Source organism: Planktothrix sp. FACHB-1355, assembly GCF_014748295.1.
In the GTDB taxonomy this organism is placed as follows: Bacteria; Cyanobacteriota; Cyanobacteriia; order Cyanobacteriales; family Aerosakkonemataceae; genus Aerosakkonema; species Aerosakkonema funiforme_A.
Genome location: NZ_JACJUP010000264.1, coordinates 1 through 6,816 on the forward strand (window position 1 = coordinate 1; position 6,816 = coordinate 6,816).

At 43.0% G+C, this 6,816-nt stretch carries 6 protein-coding genes; 2 read left to right on the forward strand and 4 right to left on the reverse strand.

Annotated elements, in window-relative coordinates:
• Nucleotides 1–1,140 (forward strand): iron-containing alcohol dehydrogenase (locus H6S82_RS13295; RefSeq protein WP_191056299.1); only part of this gene is annotated, 1,140 nt, incomplete at its 5' end.
• Here the strand turns inward: H6S82_RS13295 and H6S82_RS13300 are convergent.
• Nucleotides 1,131–1,361: a hypothetical protein gene (locus tag H6S82_RS13300; RefSeq protein WP_190462075.1), complete on the reverse strand. Its 231-nt coding sequence runs from the start codon at nt 1,359–1,361 to the stop codon at nt 1,131–1,133. The two genes, H6S82_RS13295 and H6S82_RS13300, sit on opposite strands and share 10 nt — an antisense overlap.
• Nucleotides 1,362–1,501: 140 nt before the next feature.
• Between H6S82_RS13300 and H6S82_RS13305 the strand changes: the two genes are divergently transcribed.
• Complete coding sequence (locus tag H6S82_RS13305; RefSeq protein ID WP_190462073.1) at nt 1,502–3,799, forward strand: ABC transporter substrate-binding protein; 2,298 nt, start codon at nt 1,502–1,504, stop codon at nt 3,797–3,799.
• A 30-nt stretch (nt 3,800–3,829) separates the two neighbouring features.
• On the opposite strand, the gene H6S82_RS13310 is transcribed toward H6S82_RS13305, so the two are convergent.
• The 3 genes from H6S82_RS13310 to H6S82_RS13320 all read right to left on the reverse strand — a co-directional run.
• Nucleotides 3,830–4,312, reverse strand: coding sequence for an adenosine-specific kinase (locus tag H6S82_RS13310; RefSeq protein ID WP_190462071.1), 483 nt, complete (start codon nt 4,310–4,312; stop codon nt 3,830–3,832).
• A gap of 70 nt (nt 4,313–4,382) precedes the next feature.
• On the reverse strand, nt 4,383–4,997 hold the full coding sequence (locus tag H6S82_RS13315; protein ID WP_190462069.1) for a hypothetical protein: 615 nt from the start codon (nt 4,995–4,997) through the stop codon (nt 4,383–4,385).
• A gap of 37 nt (nt 4,998–5,034) precedes the next feature.
• The coding region (locus tag H6S82_RS13320; protein WP_191056300.1) for a GNAT family N-acetyltransferase at nt 5,035–6,816 on the reverse strand (1,782 nt) is incomplete at its 5' end.

The following is a 6,816-nucleotide window of genomic DNA, read 5'->3' on the forward strand; positions in this document are numbered from 1 at the left end:
ATCGGCATCAAACATCAAGTTTTCTTTGATGTGGAACCCGATCCATCTTTGGAAACAGTCAATAAAGGATTGCATGAAATTAAAATTTTCCAACCCGATATCATCATCGCGATCGGTGGCGGTTCGCCGATGGATGCTGCTAAAGTTATGTGGTTGATGTACGAACAACCAGATACCGAATTTGAAGGTTTGGCGATGCGGTTTATGGATATCCGCAAGCGGGTTTACGAACTGCCAAGTTTGGGTAATCAAGCCATCTTTATTGCTATTCCGACTACTTCGGGAACTGGTTCGGAAGTAACGCCTTTTGCAGTGGTGACAGATAATCGCACGGGTATTAAGTATCCTTTGGCAGATTATTCGCTAACTCCTACTATGGCGATCGTCGATCCCGAATTAGTGATGAATATGCCGAAGAAGCTGACAGCTTATGGCGGGATCGACGCACTAACTCACGCGCTGGAAGCTTATGTTTCCGTATTAGCTTCGGAGTTCACGAACGGACAAGCATTAGAAGCAATTCGCTTGCTGATGAAATATCTGCCTTCTGCTTATAAGAATGGTGCTAACGATCCGAAAGCGCGGGAAAAAGTTCACTATGCGGCGACGATGGCAGGGATGGCATTTGCTAACGCTTTCCTGGGAGTTTGTCACTCAATGGCGCACAAATTGGGTTCTACTTTCCACGTACCCCACGGTTTAGCAAATGCGTTGATGATTTCTCACGTCATTCGCTACAATGCTACCGATGTGCCGTTCAAACAAGCGATTTTCCCGCAGTACAAGTATCCAAATGCGAAATGGCGTTATGCGCGGATTGCAGATTATTTAGGTTTGGGTGGTAACACGGAAGAAGAGAAAGTTGAAAAGCTGGTGGAAGCGATCGAAAATCTGAAGAAGGAATTGGATATTCCGCTGACGATTAAGGAAGTTTTGCCGGAACAAGAAAAAGCTTTCTACGAACAAGTGGAAGAAATGGCAGACCAAGCTTTCGACGATCAATGTACTGGTGCTAATCCTCGCTATCCGTTGATTCGCGATTTGAAGGAATTGTATATTTTAGCTTACCGTGGTTGTCAAGTCGGTGCAACTTTGTATCATCAAGATGATGGAGTTGTGACGGCAAACGGTTACCGGTAAATCTGATGAACTTGATGAAAAAACGGATTTGCCTGTGCTGTTAAATGTGTAGTTTTGGATTTGGTTGATTGCGTTAAACTCTCCAATAGGTAAACAACTGTAGGGTGGGCAATGCCCACTTTTTTTTTACCGCAGATATTTACAGATAAACGCAGATAAAGATGGGGATGATTTTTGATGGAAAAAGATAGTGCGATCGCCCAGTCAGAAAAAATTTGCATCTACTGCTATTTTGATTATAAAGTGCTTTTTTATACTTGTATGCTAAGTGACGGGCAACCAAAAGGAAACAAGAAAGGTAATGTTATAATCCGGTTTATATTTGGCTAAACTACCTTTTTTTTTGGCTCCTTGGATAAGTATGCGTCGAAGAAAGACGATTTTATGGTTAACTCTTGTCCTGTTAGGGATAGTGGTGAGTATAGGTATTGCTATATTCAACGCGCAAAACCAAGAAAAGATAACTATAGCGATCGCCGTTCCCTTAACCAATGTGGGGGATGCAACGCAAGCAGCAGGCAAATCGATGCTTCAAGGTGTAGAATTATACATCAACAAAGTAAACCAAGCTGGCGGTATTCAAGGTAAACCGCTGAAGTTAGAAGTCTATGACGACCAAGCCAAGCCGGAAGTAGCGGAGAAAATAGCTGAAGAAATTGTGCGATCGAAAGCAGTCGCCGTCATCGGTCACTATTCCAGCAGCACATCCAAAGCAGCGGGAAAAATTTATCAAGCCGCCGGTATTCCAGCGATCAGCGGTTCGGCGACTGCTGATTCAGTAACCGAAGGTAATGATTGGTATTTTCGCACGGTTTTTGCTGACAGCTTTCAAGGGAGATTTATCGCTTATTACCTGAAAAAGGTGCTGGGGTATTCAAAGATTTTCCTCATCCACGGCTACGATGCTTATGGTTTAGGTTTAGGCCAAACCATTGAAGCTGAATTCCGACAATTGGGAGGAGACATAGTAGCCAAGTGGAAGTTAGAAGAAAATCAAAACAAAGCCACAGACGAGATTATTATTAAGGACTTACAAAAACTCAAAGATAGCGGTCAATCGACCGATGTGGTTGTCTTGGCGGCTAATCGCGACCAAGTGACAAACTTGATTGTGGAAATCAAAAGGCGCAATTTGGATTTTCCCTTATTTGGTGGCGATGATATCGGTGATGTGGCTATTGGTGAAAGCGTTGCTAACCTTCCTGAAGAAAAGGAAAGTCCCGGCTACTTTACAAACGGTCTTTACGCCACAGTTCCACTCATTTATGATGTTGCGGACGATCGAACTCAACAATTTAGGACAACATTTGAACAAACTTACGGAACTCCTCCTGGTTGGTCTGCCGCTTGTTACTATGATGCTATTAGTGCGCTCGTAGAAGCAATGGATCGGACTCTATTGACGAAGAAAGATTTACCGAAAAAGGCTTTTACGGGGAAAGATATCAAAACAGACCGTTACTTGGTTAAAGATGGTTTGGCTGGGATCGATAGCCCAGAAACAGCTATCCAAACAGGAACGAGAACGTTTTACTTGAATGAATACCGAAATGCTGTTGTACCTATTGCTGTAGGGCTGTTTGATAAAGGGAATCTTGTCTCCGCTTTTACTCAATTGCAAACAATAAGCAATATTAAAAAAGTTGCCGATTTTGATGAACAAATCGCGAGAGGGGATATTTTGCAAGTTGGCGATCGATATCTACGCAAGACCGACATTGTTTACGTGGGTATAGATATTAATAAAGTTAGTTATTTAGATGAAAAAACATCAAGCTATTTGGTCGATTCTTATCTGTGGTTTAGATATAAAACAGCCCTAGACGCGGATAATATTGAGTTTATTAACTATGGAATAAATCGGCTCGATTCGGGGGACAAATTAAAACTTGGCGAGCCGATAAAATCAGGGCAAGAGGCTGATGTAAAGTATAAGGTATACCGGATTAAAGCCGATTTTCATGAGGAGTTTGATTTTCACGATTACCCGTTCGACACTCAGCTTTTGTCGGTGAGATTTCGACACGCCAACCTAACGCGAGACAAGTTGATTTATGCGATAGACTTTGTAGGAATGCGCGATAAGTCCTCTACCACTAAAAAATTACCTAAACAATGGAAAGAGGAGGTTTTTAAGGAAATCAGCGCTTGGACTCCTGAAAAGGTGACCTTCTACCAAGATACCTTGGTTAATAAATCTACTTTAGGCGATCGCAGAGTTATTGATACCAACTCGGATTTAGAATATTCCCAGTTCAATACTGTCATCTCCATTAAAAGAGACTTACTCGGTTTCAGCATCAAAAATTTGCTGCCTCTCTGGTTCTTTGTGGTTGTGGCATACTTGTTATTGTTTCTTCCCTTCGAGAATCTCTCAGCTGAGGTATTGAGCGGTCTGCTGCTAGCAGTGGTATTTTACCATCTCAGCTTGCTAGAGTCCTTACCAGATGGGGTGGGTTATGTTGTTGCTCTCGACTATGCCTTTTATCTAGTTTACTTGCTACTGGGTTTAGAGCTGCTGCTAGTCATAGTGGGGCATAAAGAGCGTTTCCAAAAGGATAAAATCAAACTCGATCGATTAATTATGTTTGGAAGAATCTCTTTTCCTGCGATTATTTTGATTTTCTTTGGTACGTTTTACTCCCTGTATTTAAGGTGAACCACTAGCTCCGTACCACTGAAACTTTTTTCAAAGTTTATAACCTATCTTGCGTAAAAATTCCTGACGCGCTTTCACATCGGAGGCAGTTTCCACACCTTTGGGCGAAAATCCATCCACAACGCCCAAAATACCGCGTCCTTGGTCTGTTTCTGCGACAATTACTTGTACGGGGTTGGCTGTAGCGCAATGAATTCGGCAAACTTCTTGGCACTGTTTGATCGCGTTCAAAAAATTAATCGGGAAGGCTTCTTTTAGCAGAATAACAAATGTGTGTCCGGCGGCGATCGCTTCTGCATTCTTAGTCGCCGCTTGTTGTAAATTCCCATCATTTCCCGCTACTCTAATCAAGCATGGCCCAGATGCTTCGGAAAAGGCAATGCCAAATTTCACTTGCGGCGAACTTCCGACCATAATTTCATACAAATCTTCCACAGTTTTGATAAAATGGCTGTGACCTATGATAATATTACTTCCTTCTGGAATTTCTACTTGTACTAATTTGAGTTCCATAGTTTCCTCCTTTATCTGCGTAATAGTATGAACTGACAGTGCGCTCAAATTGTCAGTTTAGTAATAAAAATTAATCCGCAGTTAAATTAGCCTTTATTGATTCTAAAAGAATACCCAATATTTTATCTATTTCCTTAACATAATACTCAATTTTATCGATAAATAAAGTTCGATCTTCTAATTTTAAAAATTTCCAAACAGTTCCAGTTGTGACCGTTCCGTAAATAGTTTTAATCTCATTATTTGCCCGTTGGTTAAATAACTGCGCTCCTACCATACTCGCTACGCATTGGCCTAAACCACCAGTGATATTTTCATTTTTTGCCTCAGCAATAGTAATCACTGGAGCCGTAATGAAATATTGTTCTGGAGAACAACTAATAATAAAATCGCAATAACCGTTAAGTCCCAATTTTTCATCGACATTAAAATCAGTCCCGGAGAATAAACTAACTCGGTAATTTAATTGTCGTCTGACATCTGCTAATACTTGAGAAATCAGTAATTCTGAGCGAGCTTTTTCCGTATTAATTGCTGTAGCTAAAGGAATATACTCTTGTAAAATTATTCTTAAAATATCGGATGGTTCAACAGCATCAACTTCGCTAAACAGGTTTTGATTTTCTTCTATAGTTAAATCAAAGGTTTGTTTGACATTAGCTAAACTAAAATTACTGTATGCCATATTTTGATAAAAAGGTGGGCGATGCCCACCCTACTTTTTACAACTCAAAAATTGCTTTCACCATCGGTTCGCCGATAATGCGCTCCAGCCGGAAACCCAACTTTTCAGAAATGCGCTGCATCGCCATATTATTGCTGAGAATATCAGCAGTAATGCGATCCAATTTTTCATCGCGAGCAATTTGCACTAAGCGGCGCAGCAACTCAGTGCCCAAACCTTGACGTTGGAAGCGATCGCTCACTAACATAGAGAACTCAGCCTCAGACGTACCGTGCAATTTGCTTAACCTACCGATACCGATAATCTGCGCTTGTCCGGTTTCGGGATTGACGTACTCGGTCACTAACGCCATTTCGCGATCGTAATCAATAAAGCACAGACGCGACAACCGTTCGTGTGCAGTCCGCTGACTTAGTTTTACCAAATGTGCGTACCGCAAATAAACAGTTTCTTCCGATAGCGTTTGATGGAACTTAACCGATAACGGTTCATCTTCCGGACGAATGGGGCGGATAGTGACTTCCGCGCCATTTTTCATCTGCCAAGATGCGACATATTGCGTCGGATAAGGACGAATGGCAGGTTTCGGTAACTCCGAAGCGCTGATATTCGGTTCGTGCAATACCACACGCGCATCTAGCGCAATTAATCTTTGCGGGGAAGCGAGTAACGGATTGATATCAATTTCCTTGATCCAAGGCTGTTCGACAACTAGCTGGCTGAATTGCACTAACAGCTGTTCGAGTGCGGCAATATTCACAGGGTCGCGTCCGCGCACACCTTTAAGAGCGGTGTAAATTTTGGTTTGTTCCATCATTCGCCGCGCTAGAGTACTGTTAAGCGGCGGTAGTGCGAGCGCTCGGTCTTTAAATACTTCTACCAGTTGTCCGCCAGTACCGAATAACAGCACTGGGCCAAATTGGGGATCGACACTGCTACCCAGGATAATTTCGTAGCCTTCCAGTTTCAGCATTGGCTGAACTGTGACGCCTAAGAAATGTTCTTCACCAACCTTTTCCGCGACAGAATGTTTGATACCGTTATAGGCACCTGTGACTGCGATCGCATCTTGTAACAACAAGCGCACACCGCCGACATCTGTTTTATGGGTGATGGTTTCGGAATAAAGTTTGAGAACAACCGGATAGCCAATTTTTTCTGCTAACTCGACAGCTTCTTCTGGAGTCTTGGCTATTTTGGTTTCTACGGTGGGGATACCGTAGGCGCTCAAAAGTTGTTTCGATTCGTACTCAGTTAGAATTGTGCGACCGGCAGAGCGTGCCATTCTAATAATTGTTTCTGCCAAAACGCGATCGCACGCCTCGTCTCCACAATTGTCCGGCAGCAGTGGAGTTTCGTAAATACCGCGCAAGTTATAACTGTAGCGCCACATCAAATTAAATACATGAGCTGCTGTATCCGGATAGGGAAAAGTAAAGATACTAGCGCGGTTGAGAATTTCCTCCCCAGGCGCAACTTCTGCACCTCCCATCCAGCTAGCCAGCACAGGTTTGCTTTGTACAGACTTGGACTTTAACTTTTCTGCTTCCAAAGTCTTGACAAGTTGTTCCGCAGTCTGGGTAGGATCGCTCATCGCTTGTGGAGTCAGGATTGCGAGCAAACCATCGCTGTTGGGATCTTTAGCCACAATTTCCAGCGTTTTGGCGTATCGCTCTGGTTCCGCATCTCCTAGAATGTCGATCGGGTTGTGCGTACTCGCCGCCGGTGGCAGAATTGCTTTCAGCTTTTCGACTGTATCTGGCGATAATTCTGCCAATTCTCCGCCTTCGGTAATTAAAGCGTCGGTCGCCAGTACGCC

Excerpts from the sequence above, each read along its gene's own strand:
- H6S82_RS13300 (WP_190462075.1), bottom strand. The coding sequence starts at position 1,361 with ATGCAAATTTTTTCTGACTGGGCGATCGCACTATCTTTTTCCATCAAA.
- H6S82_RS13305 (WP_190462073.1), top strand. The coding sequence starts at position 1,502 with ATGCGTCGAAGAAAGACGATTTTATGGTTAACTCTTGTCCTGTTAGGG.
- H6S82_RS13310 (WP_190462071.1), bottom strand. The coding sequence starts at position 4,312 with ATGGAACTCAAATTAGTACAAGTAGAAATTCCAGAAGGAAGTAATATT.
- H6S82_RS13315 (WP_190462069.1), bottom strand. The coding sequence starts at position 4,997 with ATGGCATACAGTAATTTTAGTTTAGCTAATGTCAAACAAACCTTTGAT.